Genomic DNA, 381 nt, shown 5'->3' with positions numbered 1-381 from the left:
AGTTAAGCTTCTTAGCGCCAAGAGTAGTTGGGGGTCGCCCCCTGCGAGGGTAGGACGTTGCCATGCTAATAATAAATTTAAAAATGTGCTAATCTAACTGATTAACACATTTTTATGTATATGACCCGTTGGTCAAGTGGTTAAGACACCGCCCTTTCACGGCGGTAACATGGGTTCAAATCCCGTACGGGTCATTTTCGCCGGCTTAGCTCAGTTGGTAGAGCATCGGTATCGTAAACCGAGGGTCACAGGTTCGACTCCTGCAGCCGGCATTAGTGGTTGCAAAATTGTTTTATGTAGTAGTAAAAGAGTGTGGTGGCGATAGCAAGAAGGATACACCTGTTCCCATGTCGAACACAGAAGTTAAGCTTCTTAGCGCCA

Annotated in this window: 2 tRNA genes and 1 rRNA gene; all 3 read left to right on the top strand. The window is 46.5% G+C overall.

The window, feature by feature from the left end:
• The first annotated feature begins 122 nt into the window (after positions 1 to 122).
• Positions 123 to 194 (top strand) — tRNA-Glu (locus tag AC1RPK_RS07640).
• Positions 195 to 199: 5 nt separating this feature from the next.
• A tRNA-Thr gene (locus AC1RPK_RS07635) sits at positions 200 to 272 on the top strand.
• A 39-nt stretch (positions 273 to 311) separates the two neighbouring features.
• Positions 312 to 381: ribosomal RNA gene (rrf, locus tag AC1RPK_RS07630) — 5S ribosomal RNA — on the top strand; the annotation flags it as partial.

The sequence above is a fragment of the Dellaglioa sp. CoH-55-MRSF-6 genome (assembly GCF_056782215.1).
Note: the sequence above shows the minus strand (reverse complement) of the source record. Positions and strands in the feature narration are given on the sequence as shown.